We start from the raw sequence: 14,183 nt of genomic DNA, 5'->3' as shown, positions 1-14,183 counted from the left end.
CTCTGATGGGGTGAAGCCCTGGAGGACCGCGCTCGTCGCATTCGTCATCGACGCGGCCTTCGTGACCCTGTTCGTCCTGATCGGGCGTCGCAGCCACGGCGAGGCGAACTCCGCCGCCGGTATCCTCGACACCCTGTGGCCCTTTCTCGTCGGACTGGTCGCCGGCTGGCTGGTCACGTGGGCGTGGCGCCGACCGCTGGCGATCGTCTGGCCCGGCGTCCCGATCTGGCTGATGACGGTGGCGGTGGGGATGCTGATCCGCACGTCGGCCGGCCAGGGCGTACAGCCGTCGTTCATCGCGGTGGCCGCCGTGGTGCTCGGGGTGTTCCTCGTCGGCTGGCGCCTCGTGGCGCTGCCCTTCGCGCGCCGCCGTTCCCGGCTGGCCCGCGAGGACCGCCGGGCTCAGCAGGCTCAGCTGCGCGCATAGTCCCTCACCCCACGAGGTGCAGCTCGCGGCTGGAGTTGTTCAGCCGGTGCGGTCCGTCCTCCGCGGCGACCACGATGTCCTCGATCCGGACCCCGAACCGCCCCGGCAGGTAGATGCCCGGCTCGATGGAGAAGCACATCCCCGCCTCGATCGGCTGTTCTTCTCCTTCCACCATGTAGGGCGGCTCGTGCGTCGTGACGCCGATGCCGTGCCCGACCCGGTGGATGAAGAACTCGCCGTAGCCCGCGTCCCGGATGACCGCGCGCGCGGCCCGGTCGACCTCCTGGCACGGGACGCCTACGCCGACCGCCTCGAAGGCGGCCTGCTGCGCATGGCGCACCACCTCGAAGACCTCGTGCTCCTCGTCGGTGGGTTCGCCGACGTGCACCGCGCGGGTCGTGTCGGACCCGTAGCCGTCTTGCAGACCGCCGAAGTCGAGCACCACCATGTCGCCCTCGGTGATCAGGCGTTCGCCCGGTTCGTGATGCGGGTCGGCGCCGTTCGGGCCGGACGCCACGATCGTGAAATCGACCTGCGAGTGTCCGTGCTCGCGGAGCAGCCGATCGAGGTCCGCGGCGACCTGCAACTCGGTGCGACCGGCGAACGGCAGCTGGAGGACGTCCTCGAACGTCGCGTCGGCCGCCGCACCGGCGGCCGCAAGCCGGTCGATCTCGTCGGCCGTCTTGACCGCTCGGAGCAGCGGAAGCGCGTGCGAGATCGCCTGGAAGCGCGCTCCGGGCAGCTTCTCCTGCAGGCCGAGCAGGTGCATCGCCCAGGTCGCGTCCGAGATGGCGTAGCGCCCGTCGGGCTTCAGCAGCGCCGCGGCCGGGACGTACTCGTCCTCGCCGTCCGCCCAGTCGATCAGCCTCAGCGCGCCCGCAGCACGGGTCTGCGCGGCGCCGCCGTGCTCGAGCGCGGGAACGAGCATCGACGGCTCGCCCTCGGCCGGGATCACCAGCAGCGTGATCCGCTCGGTCGTCGCGACCGGAAGGTAGTCGGCGAAGTAGGCCAGGTCGGGACCGGGCGCCACGATCAGCCCGTCGAAGCCCGCTCGGGCCGCCTGCCGTGCGCCGCGCTCCAGCCGCTCGGCGAAGTGCTTCGCCGTGATCTGCTGCATCTCTTCTCCCGCTCTACTGTTCGACCGGCCCGAGCCAGGCCGTCGCGACGGTGTTGTGCGCCGACTCCGCGTCGGACGGATGGAAGATGCCGGCGAGCACGTCGCGGTACAGCCGGCCGAGCTCGTTCCCGGCGAAGAACGTGGAGCCGCCCGACACCCGGATCGCCTGGTCGACGACCCGCCGCGCCGTTTCGGTCGCCCGGATCTTGAGCCCGACGAGCTTCGGGAACCACAGCCTGCCGTGGTCGGCGAGCGTGTCGACGTCGCGGGCGAGCGCATCCAGTTGGGGCAGGAGCGCATCCTGCTCGATCGCCGCCTCGGCCACGCGCCAGCGGATGTCTGGATCGTTCGCGTAACTGCGTCCGTCGTTCTTGAGACTCGTCCGCCGGTGGGCCGCCGCGACCGCCAGGTCGAGCGCTCGCGCGCCCAGCCCGGTGTAGACCGACGCGAGCAGGATCTCGAAGTTCGCGAAGATGGCGAACACGAGCGGGTCCGGATTCGGGCCGGGATCGAGCCGTCGGACGATCCGGTCGGCGGGGAGCGGGCGCCGTCGAGCAGGGTCGTATTGCTCTGCGTGGCGCGCATCCCGAGGGTGTCCCAGTCCTCGCGGATCTCGAACCCGCCCCCGGTGCGCTCCACGAACCCGTAGACGATCTTCGGTGCGTCGGCGCTGGTCGTATCGAGGCCCATCGTGCCGAGACGCGTCCACGCCGGGGAGAGGGACGTGAAGATCTTGCGCCCATGGAAGGTGTACGACCCGTCGGGCTGGGGCCGCGCTTCCGTGGTCGACCCGAAGAGGACGAGATCATTGCCGGCCTCGCTCAGCCCGAACGCGAACACCTCTCCGGCGCCCGCCTCGCGGAGCACGAACTCCAGCGAGTCGTCGCCGCGGTCGCGCAAGGTCTTGGCGATGCCTGTCCAGACCAGGTGCATGTTGACGGCCAGCGCCGTGGCCGGGGCGGCGCCGGCGAGCCGCACCTGCAGGCGCGCGGTCTGCTCGAGGCTCAGGCCGAGCCCGCCGAACTCCGCCGGCACGAGCGCGCGCAGGTATCCCGCCTCCGCCAGCTCGGCGAAGTCTTCGGTGAAGAAGCGGTTCTCGCGGTCGTACGCGTCGGCGCGCCCGCGGATGCGCTCTAGCAGCTCGTCGGACAGGGGGTCGGTGGTGTCGTGCTCGGTCACGCTCCTCACACTAGAGCGAGCGTGACCGGGCGCGGCAGACGTCCCGGAATCTGTGGAGAGCACGACAGAACGGGACCCTGTGGATCACTGCGCGGTGTAGCCGCCGTCGACCAGGTGGTAGCTGCCGGTGATGAAGGAGGCGGCGTCGGACGCGAGGAACGCGACCAGGGAGGCGACCTCCTCCGGCTCGCCCAGGCGGCCGAGGGCGTGCTTGCCCTCGAGGAACGCCAGCGCGTCCGCATCCAGGTTCGACGCGACCAGCGGGGTCCGGATGAAGCCGGGGCCGACGGCGACGACGCGCACGTTCTGGCCCGCGTACTCCAGCGCCGCGTTCTGCGTCAGGCCGAGCAGGGCGTGCTTGGCGGTGACGTACGCGGACGAGTTGGCGAACCCGACGCTGCCGAGGATGGACGCCATGTTCACGATCGCTCCGCCGCCGTTCGCGCCGATCGCGTCGAGCTGTGCCTGCATCCCGTAGAAGACGGCGTTGAGGTTGACCTCGATGACCTTGCGCCACGAGTCGAGCGGGTAGTCGCCGACCGGGGCCGCTGCTCCGCCGATGCCCGCGTTGTTGACGGCGATGCGGAGCGGGGCCAGCTCATTGGCGGCCGCGACGCTGGCGTCGGCGAAGGCCGGGTCGGTGACGTCGCCCGCGAGCGCCCGTGCGGTGCCGCCGGCGGCCTGGATCTCGGCCACGACGGCCGTGGCGTGCTCCTCGTTCAGGTCGGTGACGAGGACGGCCGCCCCGCTCGCCGCGAGAGTCAGGGCGATGGCGCGCCCGATGCCCGAGCCGCCTCCGGTCACGATCGCGGACCGTCCGGCGACGTCGTACTGAGCCATGAGAAATCTCCTTTCGTTATCCGACATCTGTCGGATAACTCCATTGTACGATCGTCCGGTGGACGCTCGCCAGCAGAAGACCTACGCCCGCCTCCGCGAGGCGGTGCTCGACCTGGCGACCCGCGGACCCGTGGGCGATGTGACGGTGTCGGCGCTCGCCGCCGCCGCCGACGTCCACCGGTCGACCGTGTACGAGTACGCGGCGTCTCCTGCCGATCTGCTGCAGCGCGTCCTCCGGTCGGAGCTGGACGAGCTGCGCGCGCAGTACCTCGTCGATGTGGAGCCGTCGGACGCAGCGGCAGCGGTCGTCGGCGTGACGCGGGCGGTGCTGAGCCACGTCGATCAGCACGACGCGATCTACCGGCGCGGGCTCGGTGCCGAGAGCGGTTCGGCCAGCCTCCACGCGATGCTGAGCGAGCACTTCCAGGGGTCGGTCGATCTGCTCCTGGAGCAGCACTCGCTGGTCGTCCCCGCCGAGGACGACACCGACCGGCGCGCCATCGCGCGCTGGCTCGCCGACGGGACGATCGGCGCCATCGACGTCTGGCTGACGCGCCCGCGCCCACGGGATGTGGACGCCTTCCTGGCGCTGGTCGGCCGGCTCACGCCGGCGTGGTGGCCGGGAGCCTGAGCGCCGTCAAGCCGTTCGGGCTGCCGCTGCGCGGGGATCCATCCGCGCCACCGACGCGAGGTAGCCGTCGCCGTCGAAGTCGGTGAAGAGCACGGTCTGAACGACATAACCCTGGACGAGGCCGACATAGAGGGACGCGTCCTCCTCGCCCGCGAGCCGGGCGGACGCCTCGTCCATCCCGCGATGCCGGTGGTACCACTCCGCCAGATAGTCGGCGAACATCGTCCGGATGCGTCCGCCGACGGCCGTGGTGACGCGCGAGAGGGCCGGGTTGATCGGCACCTGTCCCCAGACCTGGACGAGCAGCTGCAGGTCGCCGATCTGCGCCCGAAGGCCCCGAACCAAGATCGCGACGAGCTCAGCCGGTGAGGGCTGCGGATCGCTGGTGCGAGCGTGCGCGAGGTCCAGGAAGCGCGCGTCCAGCACCTCCGTGACAGCCAGCTCGACCAGCTCCTCCTTGCTCTTGTAGTGCCCGTAGATCGCGCCGGCGGACAGCCCGGACTCGGCGATGATGTCCGCCATCGAGGTCTGCTGGAAGCCCGAGCGCGCGAAGCAGCGGAGGGCCGCCTCGGCGATCTGCCGCCGGCGGGCGGTGCGGTGCTCCTCCGTGACCTTGGGCATTCGGCCTCCTCGTCCAAAAAGAATGAACGTTCTTGACAATACCGGATGAAGCCATCACTATAAAGAACGAGCATTCGTTTTTGGAGGAGATCATGAGCGACACCCTGACCCGCCCGCCGCAGGACGACACGTCCGCGGTCACGCCGACGCAGCCGCCGCACACTCCGTGGCTGCGTTCGGTGCTCCTCGCGATCGGCGCGGCAGCCGCGGTCGTCGTCGTGCTGCTCGCGTTCCTCTGGCCGACGATCACCTCCTCCGTGAAGGACCTGCCGATCGCCATCGCGGGTGACAGCACCGCGGTCTCCGCCGTCGAGAAGCAGCTCGACACCGCAGCGCACGGCGCCTTCGACACGACCACGGTCGCGACCCGCGACGAGGCGGTCGACCTCATCCGCAGCCGCGACGTCTACGGGGCCATCGTGCTCGGGGATCAGCCGGAGGTGCTGACGGCCTCGGCGAACGGCGCCGCCGTCAGCCAGATCCTCGGCCAGGTCGCGACGCGCATCCAGGCCTCGGCGCAGCAGCAGGCGGACGCCGCTGTACAGCAGGCCATCGCCGCGGGCCGCGCACCCGCCGGCACGCAGGCGCCGACCATCACGGTGAAGGTGACGGACGTCGTCCCACTCGCCTCCACCGACTCCCGCGGGCTCGGCCTGACGTCGTCCGCGTTCCCGCTGGTCCTGGGTGGAATGCTCGGCGGCGTGCTCATTTCGATCCTCGTCGCCGGGAGCTGGCGGCGGTTGACCGCCGTGGCGGTGTACGCGGTCACCGTCGGACTCGCCGTCGCCGGTATCCTGCAGGGCTGGTTCGGCATCCTGCAGGGCGGCTTCTGGGTGAACGCGCTCGCGGTCTCCCTCTCGATGTTCGCCACGGCGTCGTTCATCGTCGGGATGAACGCGCTGCTCGGCCGCGTGGGCATCGCCGTCGGGGCGGTGCTGACCGTGCTTGTCGGCAACCCGCTGTCGTCCGCGGCGCAGCCGCTGCAGTTCCTGGTCGGGCCGTGGGGCGAGATCGGGCAGTGGTTCGTGCCCGGCGCCTCCGTCACCCTGCTGCGGGACCTCTCCTACTTCCCGGACGCGGACGCGACCTTCCCGTGGCTGGTGCTGCTGGGCTGGGCCGCCGCGGGCGTCGCGGCGATGCTCGCGGGTCACTTCCGCAACCAGGAGGTGACCGAGGCCGCCGCCTGACGTGCGCGGGACGATGACGGACCGGCGGGCCACGTGCCCGCCGGTTCTGCGGTCTCCGCGCAACGCCTACGCTGGCGGTATGGAACAGCGCATCCTCGGCGGAACCGGACGGGAGGTGTCGGTCGTCGGACTCGGCACGTGGCAGCTCGGAGCGGACTGGGGTGACGTCTCCGAAGACGACGCGCTCGCCGTGCTCGAGGCGGCGGCGGAATCGGGCGTCACCTTCTTCGACACCGCCGACGTCTACGGGGACGGGCGCAGCGAGCAGATCATCGGGCGGTTCGTCACCGAGCATCCCGAGCTGCCGTTGACGGTCGCCACGAAGATGGGCCGCCGCGAAGCGCAGGACCCGGCCAACTTCACGCTCGCGAAGTTCCGGGAGTGGACGGACCGCTCCCGCCGCAACCTCGGTGTCGACCGGCTCGACCTCGTCCAGCTGCACTGCCCGCCCACCCCCGTGTTCTCGACGGAGGCCGTGTACGACGCGCTCGACACGCTCGTCGAAGAGGGTGCGATCGAGAACTACGGCGTGAGCGTCGAGACCGTGGACGAAGCGCTTGCCGCGATCGCGCACCCCGGCACGGCGACGGTGCAGATCATCCTGAACGCCTTCCGCCTCAAGCCGCTCGACCGGGTGCTCCCCGCCGCGCGCGAGGCCGGCGTCGGCATCATCGCCCGCGTGCCGCTCGCGTCCGGCCTGCTGAGCGGCCGGTACACCGAGCGGACGACGTTCTCGGCGGACGACCACCGCACCTACAACCGCGACGGCTCGGCGTTCGACGTGGGCGAGACCTTCTCGGGCGTGGACTACGAGGAGGGAGTGCAGGCGGCGCGCGAGTTCGCGTCCCTCGCCCCGGAGGGCGTGACGCCGGCGCAGGCCGCGATCGCGTGGATCGTCGCGCAGGACGGCGTGACCACGGTCATCCCGGGCGCGCGCTCGCCGGAGCAGGCGCGTGCGAACGCGGCCGCGGGCTCGGTCTCCCTGCCCGCCGGCTTCGACGCCGCCGTCCACCGCATCTACGACGACCACTTCCGCGCCGCCATCCACCCCCGCTGGTAGCCCGGCTTCTACCGTGAATTGCTCGTAGTTGCGGTCCGGCACGGCGTGTCGACAGCAACTACGAGCAATTCACGGGTGGGTGAGCCGGGAACGGAGCAGGCGGCGCAGGCGGATGAGCAGGCGTGCGGGGTTGCGGAGGTCGGCAGCGGTTACGCGGATCTGGCGCCAGCCGAGGTCTTCGACGTGTTCACGCCGTGAGATGTCCTTCATCCATATGCTCCGATCGACCCGGTGGATGTCGCCCTCGTACTCGAGCGCGATACGCGCCTCGACGTAGGCGAGGTCGACGCGAGCGACCAACCTTCCGGCGGAGTCGAGGATGCGGTGATTGAGGGCGGGTTCAGGCAGGCCGGCATCGGTGAGCAGCAGGCGGAGTCGTGTCTCGCCCGGTGACTCGGATCCGACTCTGGCGCGGTCGAGCGCCAGCCGTGCTCGCCCAGCGCCGCGTCGCCCTGCCGATGCGGCGAGCATTGAACGAAGCCGGTCGATCGTGGTGAGCGAAGGGTTGCCGCTGAGCAGGTAGTCGGCAGCGATGACAACATCCTCGTGGCGCAGCATCGTCGCCAGATCGAGCCACGTCTGCTCGGGCGGCGTGACCGGGAAACACCCGGCTTCGATCACCGACCATCGCTTCAGTGCGTGACCGACGTACCCGCTGATCACCGGGGCGCGGGCGCCTGCAGGCACACTCACGTGGATCTCCGGTCCGCAGTCGAGCGGCAGCGGGAAGCCGAGGAGCCGAGCAGCTGTGGTGTGGCTGAAGGCGAAGTCCGTGGGACGGTGCGCCGCGAAAGCCTCCAGGCGCGCATGGAATCCGTCCGACTCGACCGATATGCGGATTCCGCGGATCGGTCGAACCAGTCGGGGCGACCGCAGCTGCGCCGGGGTGAGGCCATGGCGACCCGCGTCGAGAGTCGAGAAGACGTGCTGATCTGGCATCCGCCCACACTGGCACCCGCCTTCCTCCGCCCGGCCCTCATCCACAGACCCCTGCGTGAATTGCTCGTAGTTGTTGTCGCCGACGGCGTGTCGACAGCAACTCCGAGCAATTCACGAAAGGGCTAGGAGGGAGGGTGTCAGGAGGGCTGGACGGGGACGGGCTCGGTGTCGGGGATGGGGGAGGCGTCGCGGCCGCGGAGGTCGGGGTGGATGCGGTGCGCCAGCGCCGGGACGACGAAGCCGACGAGCGCGAAGGCGCCGGCCACCCAGAACGCGCCGACGGCGCCCGTACCGTCGATGAGGAAGCCGGCGAGGGCGGACCCGAGCGCGGCGCCGATGAGCTGGCCGGTGCCGACCCAGCCGTACGCCTCGGCGGTGTCGGAGAACTTGACGCTCGCGGACACGATCGCGAACAGCACGGCCAGGGCGGGGGCGATGCCGAGGCCGGCGATCAGCAGCGTGATCGAGAGGCCCCACCACGACCAGAGCATGAAGGTCGACAGCACGACGCCGACGAAGACGATCAGCATGCGACGTGCGGTGGCCCACGGCCCGATCGGCACGTGCCCGAAGGCGAGGCCGCCGACAAGCGAGCCGAGCGACCAGATCGCGAGGACGATGCCGGCGAGCGGCGACCCCTCACCGAAGGTGGCGACGACGCCGGCCTCGACGGCCGAGCACGAGCCGATGAGCAGGAAGCCGACGACCGTGGCGAGCAGCACCGGAGGACGCGCCAACACGGTCCCGAACCGCCGCTTGCTGCGCGGGATGCGCACCCGCCCCACCTCGGGCGACGCGATGAACCAGAAGCCGCCCGCGAGCATGATGGCGACGGACATCAGGATGCCCTCCACCGTGCCGATCTGGGTCGAGACGAACGTGATGGCGACGGGGCCGGCGATCCAGATGATCTCCCTGCGCGGACGCGTCGAGTGAGAACAGCGGGGTGAGCTGCCGGGAGTTGACCATCTTCGGATAGATCGTGCGGACCGCGGGCTGGATGGGCGGCATGCAGAGACCGGCGAAGAACGCGACGGCCATAGTCAGCGGGATCGGCATGACGAACAGGCCGATCGCGGCGACCGCGGCGGAGCAGAGGAGGAGGGTCGTCCAGAGCACGACGCGCATCCCGAGCACACCCATCAGGCGGCTCGTCATCGGACCGGCGATCGCCTGCCCGATGCTCATCGCGCCGAGGACCAGACCCGCGGCGCCGTACGAGTCGTGGATGCGCTCGATATGGAGCAGGAAGGCCAGCGACAGCATGCCGAACGGGAAGCGGGCGGTGAGCTGAGCCGCGATGATGCGGGCGACGCCCGGCGTCTTCAGAAGGCTGGAATAGCTGCTCACAACGGTCAACACTATCGGTCCGGAAAGCCGCGTCCAGAGGTTCCCACAGCACGGGTGACCCCCTTAGCGGGGTGTGGAAACTGTGCATAAGTTGTCCCCATCTGTGGACGACACGCCCACTAGATGTGGGGGATGGAAATGTCGGACCCCCGCTATATAGTGGTCGAGCCGCAGGGTGATGCGGCACAGCGAAGAGGGAGAGACAGTGGCAATCACAGTCGTGAAGCGCAACGGCGAACGGGAGCCGTACGACGCCAACAAGATCAACCTGGCCATCGAGAATGCGGCCCAGGGACTGGACGAGAACATCACGTGGGTGACGCAGATCGCGAGCGAGCTCGAACTCACGCTGTTCGACGGCATCACGACGCAGCAGCTCGACGAGGCGGTCATCCAGGTCGCCCTCCAGAACGTCAAGGACGACCCGGCGTTCGACACCGTCGCCGCTCGCCTCCTGCTCAAGACGATCTACAAGCGCGTCCTCGGCGACTACGAGGGCCACGACGAGCTCGTGCAGCTCCACGCCGAGCGCTTCCGCGGCTACATCGAGCGCGGCGTCGCCGAGACGCTGCTCGACGGCCGCTTCACCACCGCGTTCGACCTCGACCGACTCGCCGGCTACCTCGACCCGTCGCGCGACGAGCTGCTGAAGTACATCGGCGTCGTCACCCTCAACAACCGCTACGGCATCAAGGCCCGCAACGGCGACTCCCTCGAGGTGCCGCAGTTCTTCTGGATGCGCATCGCGATGGGCCTCTCGCTCAACGAGGCCGACCCGACCAGCCACGCCATCGCCTTCTACGAGAAGATGTCGAAGCTCGAGTACCTGGCGGCCGGCTCCACCCTCGTCAACGCGGGCACCGCGTACCCGCAGCTCTCCAACTGCTTCGTCATGGAGATGCAGGACGACATCGAGCACATCGCCAAGAGCGTCCGCGACGTCATGTGGCTCACCAAGGGCACCGGTGGCATCGGCCTCTCGGTCACCAAGCTGCGCGCCCAGGGCTCGCCCATCCGCTCGAACAACACCACCTCGACCGGCCCGATCCCGTTCATGCACACGATCGACTCGGTGCTGCGCGCGGTCAGCCGCGGCGGCAAGAAGTTCGGCGCCCTCTGCTTCTACATGGAGAACTGGCACATGGACTTCCCGGAGTTCCTGGACCTGCGCCAGAACTCGGGCGACCCGTACCGCCGCACCCGCACCGCGAACACAGCGGTGTGGATCAGCGATGAGTTCATGAAGCGCGTCCAGAACGACGAGGACTGGTACCTCTTCGACCCGCTGGAGGTCGCCGACCTCAACGAGCTGTACGGCAAGGCGTTCTCGGAGCGCTACGCCCACTATGTCGCCGAGGCCGAGGCCGGCAACCTCAAGATGTTCAAGAAGATCAGCGCCCGCGCGCAGTTCAAGGACATCCTGATGAGCCTCCAGACCACCAGCCACCCGTGGCTGACCTGGAAGGACACGATCAACAACCGTGCCCTCAACAACAACACGGGCACGATCCACCTCTCCAACCTCTGCACCGAGATCACGCTGCCGCAGGACCGCGACAACGTCTCCGTCTGCAACCTGGCCTCCATCAACCTGACCCGTCACCTGGTCGACGGCAAGATGGACTGGGAGCGCATCGAGGCGAGCGCCCGTCAGGCGGTGCGTCAGCTCGACAACCTCATCGACATCACGGTGTCGAGCGTGCCGGAGGCGGACTACTCCAACCAGCAGAACCGCGCCATCGGCCTGGGCGTCATGGGCTTCACCGACGTCGTCGAGAAGCTGGGCCTCAGCTACGAGAGCGAGGAGGCGTACGCCCTGATCGACGAGATCATGGAGCACGTCTCGTACGCGGCCATCGACGAGAGCGCCGACCTGGCGCAGGAGCGCGGTGCGTATCCGAACTTCGAGGGCTCGCGCTGGTCGAAGGGCCTCGTGCCCTACGACTCGATCGCGCTCACCGAGGCCGACCGCGGCGTGCCGATCACGGTCGACCGCAGCATCCGCCTCGACTGGGACCGCCTGCGCGAGAAGGTCAAGGGCGGCATGCGCAACGCGACGCTCATGGCCATCGCGCCGACCGCGTCCATCGGTCTCGTCGCCGGGACCACGCCCGGCTTCGACCCGCAGTTCTCGCAGATCTTCAGCCGGTCGACCTCGTCGGGCAAGTTCCTCGAGGTCAACCGCAACCTGGTCGAGACGCTGCAGGAGCGCGGCATCTGGCAGGACGTCCGCGAGGCGATCCTGCGGTCGCAGGGCGACATCCAGAACATCGCGGAGATCCCGGACGACATCAAGGCGACGTTCAAGACGAGCTTCCAGCTCTCGCCGTACGCCTTCATCGAGGTCGCGGCGCGTGCGCAGAAGTGGATCGACCAGGCGATCAGCCGCAACATGTACCTCGAGACCCGCGACCTCGGCGACATGATGGACATCTACTACGCGGCCTGGGAGAAGGGCGTCAAGACGACGTACTACCTCCACATGAAGCCGCGTCACCAGGCCGAGCAGTCGACGGTCAAGGTCAACAAGGCCGAGGAGATCTCGGGCGGCCGCAAGGGCTTCGCCTCCGTCGGCGCCGGTGCGCCGGCCCCGGCCGCGGGTCCCGCCGTCACCGAGACGGCTCCGGCCGCCGCCCCTGCTCGTCGTGGCTTCGGCTTCGGAGGTCTGACCGGGGGTGACAACAAGTGAACAGCACCAAGATCGAGGAGTACTACGTGCCGGTCGACCCGATGGACGACCTGCAGTGCGAGTCCTGCCAGTAAGCCGCGCCGGACGCGCACCGAAGTAACGAGGAGAACGAGACCATGGGGATTCTGGGCACCGGAATCGAAGAGGGGCTGCTGCTGAAGCCCGTGAAGTACCAGTGGGCGATGGACCTGTACGACCAGGCCGTGGCGAACACCTGGTTCCCGAACGAGATCCAGCTCGGCGAGGACATCGCCGACTTCAAGCGGATGACCGACGAGGAGCGCCACGCGGTCACCTTCCTGATGAGCTACTTCAACCCGAACGAGCTGCTGGTCAACAAGGCGCTGGCGTTCGGCGTCTACCCCTACATCAACGCGGCCGAGGCGCACCTCTACCTCGCGAAGCAGATGTGGGAAGAGGCCAACCACTGCATGTCGTTCGAGTACGTCCTGGAGACGTTCCCGATCGACCGCGAGCAGGCGTACAACTCCCACGTCGACGTGCCGTCGATGGCGAAGAAGGAGGAGTTCGAGGTCAGCTTCATCAAGCGGATGACCGAGCAGACCCTCGACATCTCGACGACCGAGGGCAAGCAGGACTTCATCCGCAACCTGGTGGCGTACAACGTCATCCTCGAGGGGATCTGGTTCTACTCGGGCTTCATGGTGGCGTTGTCGTTCCGTCAGCGGAACCTGCTGCGCAACTTCGGCTCGCTGATCGACTGGGTGGTGCGCGACGAGTCGCTGCACCTCAAGTTCGGCATCAACCTCATCCTGACGGTGCTGGAGGAGAACCCCGACCTGCAGACGCCGGAGTTCGCCGCCGAGATCCGCCAGATGATCCTCGACGCCGTCGAGATGGAGGAGCAGTACAACCGCGACCTCCTGCCGGGCGGCATCCTGGGCCTCAATGCCAACTACATCAACCAGTACGTCCGCTACCTGGCGGACCGTCGCCTGGAGGAGCTGGGCTTCGAGGCCGAGTACAAGGTCTCCAACCCGGCCAAGTGGATGGCGACCGCCAACGACACGCTGGAGCTCGTGAACTTCTTCGAGTCCACGAACACCTCCTACGAGTCGAACGCGAAGGCGTCCAGCGGACGCTGACACCGACGCCACGATATGACGACGGAACTCCCGCCGCTGATCACCGCCGCCGCGCTGGACGTCGCTCTCGGGGCTGAATCCCTGTGGAGCGGCGCCGGCCGGCGGCGTTCGTCGTGGCGCGTGCTCGATGTCCGCTGGAAGCTCGGCGGTCCGCCCGGGCGTGAGGAGTACGAGCGCGGCCACATCCCCGGGGCGATCTATGTCGACCTCGACACCGAGCTCGCCGGTCACGGCGCGCCCACCGACGGGCGGCACCCGCTGCCGTCCGAGGCCGACTTCCAGGGCGCCGCGCGCCGCTGGGGGCTGAACGACGGCGACTCGGTCGTCGTGTACGACGACGTCTCCGGAACCTCCGCCGCGCGCGCCTGGTGGCTGCTGCGTCACGCGGGCGTCCGCGATGTGCGCGTGCTCGACGGCGGACTCGCCGCCTGGCGCGCCGCCGGGTATCCCCTCCAGACCGGACAGGTGCTGACGGCCCCCGGATCCATCGAGCTTCGGTTCGGCGCGCTTCCCCTCCTCGACGGCGACGACGCCGCCGTGCTCGCGGCCGACGGCGACGGCGTCCTGCTCGACGCCCGTGCCGCCGAGCGGTACCGCGGCGAGGTCGAGCCCGTCGACCCGCGCCCCGGGCACATCCCCGGCGCGGTGAGTGCACCGACGACCGACAACCTCGGCGCCGACGGCCGGATGCTGCCTTCCGATGAGCTGGCCACCCGATTCACCGCCCTCGGCGTCACCGCTGACGCGCGGGTCGGCGTCTACTGCGGATCCGGCGTCACAGCCGCCCACGAAGCCCTGGCGCTCGTGGTCGCGGGCTTCCCGATGCCGTCCCTCTACGCCGGCTCCTACTCGGCGTGGTCCAACGACCCGGCCCGGCCCGTCGCGCTCGAGAACCGATAGCCGATCGAGACCCAGCGGCGCATCTCCGCCGCGACGACCGCGATCTATAGCGCAAAGCGCCCCGAAACGCGGATTTCGCGCTCGATCGACGCGAAACCTGATGGAAACGTCCGTGAAAAACGCTGTTCCCTGCGCGA

11 protein-coding genes and 2 pseudogenes are annotated in these 14,183 nt (G+C 69.2%); 7 read left to right on the top strand and 6 right to left on the bottom strand.

Going from position 1 to position 14,183, the window contains the following annotated elements; all coding sequences use genetic code 11:
• The first annotated feature begins 10 nt into the window (after positions 1 to 10).
• On the top strand, positions 11 to 427 hold the full coding sequence (locus ACRAWB_RS08200; RefSeq protein ID WP_431352895.1) for a DUF3054 domain-containing protein: 417 nt from the start codon (positions 11 to 13) through the stop codon (positions 425 to 427).
• A 4-nt stretch (positions 428 to 431) separates the two neighbouring features.
• Here ACRAWB_RS08200 and ACRAWB_RS08195 read toward each other — a convergent pair whose 3' ends face one another.
• The 3 genes and pseudogenes from ACRAWB_RS08195 to ACRAWB_RS08185 form a co-directional block, all read right to left on the bottom strand.
• Positions 432 to 1,544 carry an aminopeptidase P family protein gene (locus ACRAWB_RS08195; RefSeq protein WP_431352894.1) on the bottom strand — a complete coding sequence of 371 codons (1,113 nt, stop codon included), beginning with the start codon at positions 1,542 to 1,544 and terminating at the stop codon, positions 432 to 434.
• Between the two features lie 13 nt (positions 1,545 to 1,557).
• A pseudogene (locus ACRAWB_RS08190) lies at positions 1,558 to 2,723 on the bottom strand (acyl-CoA dehydrogenase family protein).
• Positions 2,724 to 2,807: 84 nt separating this feature from the next.
• Complete coding sequence (locus ACRAWB_RS08185) at positions 2,808 to 3,563, bottom strand: SDR family NAD(P)-dependent oxidoreductase (RefSeq protein ID WP_431352893.1); 756 nt, start codon at positions 3,561 to 3,563, stop codon at positions 2,808 to 2,810.
• Positions 3,564 to 3,621: 58 nt separating this feature from the next.
• On the opposite strand from ACRAWB_RS08185, the gene ACRAWB_RS08180 reads away from it, so the two are divergent.
• A complete protein-coding gene (locus ACRAWB_RS08180) occupies positions 3,622 to 4,194 on the top strand; it encodes a TetR/AcrR family transcriptional regulator (protein ID WP_431352892.1) in 573 nt (190 codons plus the stop codon).
• Positions 4,195 to 4,200: 6 nt separating this feature from the next.
• Here the strand turns inward: ACRAWB_RS08180 and ACRAWB_RS08175 are convergent, their stop codons facing one another.
• Positions 4,201 to 4,815, bottom strand: coding sequence for a TetR/AcrR family transcriptional regulator (locus ACRAWB_RS08175; protein ID WP_431352891.1), 615 nt, complete (start codon positions 4,813 to 4,815; stop codon positions 4,201 to 4,203).
• Positions 4,816 to 4,907: 92 nt separating this feature from the next.
• On the opposite strand from ACRAWB_RS08175, the gene ACRAWB_RS08170 reads away from it, so the two are divergent.
• Positions 4,908 to 6,002, top strand: coding sequence for an ABC transporter permease (locus ACRAWB_RS08170; protein WP_431352890.1), 1,095 nt, complete (start codon positions 4,908 to 4,910; stop codon positions 6,000 to 6,002).
• Positions 6,003 to 6,081: 79 nt separating this feature from the next.
• Positions 6,082 to 7,062, top strand: a complete 981-nt coding sequence (locus ACRAWB_RS08165; protein WP_431352889.1) for an aldo/keto reductase — start codon at positions 6,082 to 6,084, stop codon at positions 7,060 to 7,062.
• A 69-nt stretch (positions 7,063 to 7,131) separates the two neighbouring features.
• Here the strand turns inward: ACRAWB_RS08165 and ACRAWB_RS08160 are convergent, their stop codons facing one another.
• Together ACRAWB_RS08160 and ACRAWB_RS08155 are read right to left on the bottom strand one after the other, a co-directional pair.
• Positions 7,132 to 8,001 carry a hypothetical protein gene (locus tag ACRAWB_RS08160; protein WP_431352888.1) on the bottom strand — a complete coding sequence of 290 codons (870 nt, stop codon included), beginning with the start codon at positions 7,999 to 8,001 and terminating at the stop codon, positions 7,132 to 7,134.
• Between the two features lie 137 nt (positions 8,002 to 8,138).
• A pseudogene (locus ACRAWB_RS08155) lies at positions 8,139 to 9,351 on the bottom strand (MFS transporter).
• 205 nt (positions 9,352 to 9,556) lie between these two features.
• Here ACRAWB_RS08155 and ACRAWB_RS08150 point away from each other — a divergent pair.
• From ACRAWB_RS08150 to ACRAWB_RS08140, 3 genes are all read left to right on the top strand, one after another.
• Positions 9,557 to 12,040 carry a ribonucleoside-diphosphate reductase subunit alpha gene (locus ACRAWB_RS08150; RefSeq protein ID WP_431352887.1) on the top strand — a complete coding sequence of 828 codons (2,484 nt, stop codon included), beginning with the start codon at positions 9,557 to 9,559 and terminating at the stop codon, positions 12,038 to 12,040.
• A 116-nt stretch (positions 12,041 to 12,156) separates the two neighbouring features.
• Positions 12,157 to 13,146, top strand: coding sequence for a ribonucleotide-diphosphate reductase subunit beta (locus ACRAWB_RS08145; RefSeq protein ID WP_064109554.1), 990 nt, complete (start codon positions 12,157 to 12,159; stop codon positions 13,144 to 13,146).
• A 15-nt stretch (positions 13,147 to 13,161) separates the two neighbouring features.
• The gene (locus tag ACRAWB_RS08140; protein ID WP_431352886.1) at positions 13,162 to 14,046 is read left to right on the top strand and encodes a sulfurtransferase; all 885 of its coding nucleotides are present in this window, start codon (positions 13,162 to 13,164) and stop codon (positions 14,044 to 14,046) included.
• Positions 14,047 to 14,183: the final 137 nt, after the last annotated feature.

It is taken from the genome of Leifsonia poae (genome assembly GCF_050632865.1).
Taxonomy (GTDB): Bacteria; Actinomycetota; Actinomycetes; order Actinomycetales; family Microbacteriaceae; genus Leifsonia; species Leifsonia poae_B.
The sequence above is the reverse complement of the archived record's forward strand: the minus strand, read 5'-3'. Positions and strand labels throughout refer to the sequence as shown.

Coding starts and splice junctions, on each gene's coding strand:
- ACRAWB_RS08195 (WP_431352894.1), bottom strand. CDS start 1,544: ATGCAGCAGATCACGGCGAAGCACTTCGCCGAGCGGCTGGAGCGCGGC.
- ACRAWB_RS08185 (WP_431352893.1), bottom strand. CDS start 3,563: ATGGCTCAGTACGACGTCGCCGGACGGTCCGCGATCGTGACCGGAGGC.
- ACRAWB_RS08175 (WP_431352891.1), bottom strand. CDS start 4,815: ATGCCCAAGGTCACGGAGGAGCACCGCACCGCCCGCCGGCGGCAGATC.
- ACRAWB_RS08170 (WP_431352890.1), top strand. CDS start 4,908: ATGAGCGACACCCTGACCCGCCCGCCGCAGGACGACACGTCCGCGGTC.
- ACRAWB_RS08165 (WP_431352889.1), top strand. CDS start 6,082: ATGGAACAGCGCATCCTCGGCGGAACCGGACGGGAGGTGTCGGTCGTC.
- ACRAWB_RS08160 (WP_431352888.1), bottom strand. CDS start 8,001: ATGCCAGATCAGCACGTCTTCTCGACTCTCGACGCGGGTCGCCATGGC.
- ACRAWB_RS08145 (WP_064109554.1), top strand. CDS start 12,157: ATGGGGATTCTGGGCACCGGAATCGAAGAGGGGCTGCTGCTGAAGCCC.
- ACRAWB_RS08140 (WP_431352886.1), top strand. CDS start 13,162: ATGACGACGGAACTCCCGCCGCTGATCACCGCCGCCGCGCTGGACGTC.